This is a genomic window from Pseudophaeobacter sp. 1A09344, from assembly GCF_041008745.1.
Lineage (GTDB): Bacteria > Pseudomonadota > Alphaproteobacteria > Rhodobacterales > Rhodobacteraceae > Phycobacter > Phycobacter gallaeciensis_A.
This window is the reverse complement of record NZ_JAXGFS010000044.1, coordinates 1-253: the sequence shown is the minus strand read 5'-3', so window position 1 is coordinate 253 and position 253 is coordinate 1. Positions and strand designations below refer to the sequence as shown.

At 36.0% G+C, this 253-nt stretch carries 1 protein-coding gene; it reads right to left on the bottom strand.

What is annotated here, in order from left to right; genetic code table 11:
- On the bottom strand, positions 1 to 253 hold a 253-nt coding region (locus SM765_RS23025; RefSeq protein WP_368981945.1), incomplete at both ends, for a MazG nucleotide pyrophosphohydrolase domain-containing protein.

The window sequence follows — 253 nt, the reverse complement described above, 5'->3', positions numbered from 1 at the left end:
AGCTCCCGAAACTTTATCTTGAATACGGTTGGCTTTTACCATGGCAGGTAAACTTTTGGGAACTGCTTCTAAAACAGACTTTTTACCTTCTTTTAGTTTGAGTTTTTCCCAATTTTGTTTTACCTGTTCTTCCTTTTCAACTTCAACATCTCCGTAGATATGAGGATGCCTGTCAATCAATTTCTCAGAAATAGAATTGGCAACATCTGCAATATCAAATGCTTTTTTCTCAGAACCTATTTTCGCGTAGAAA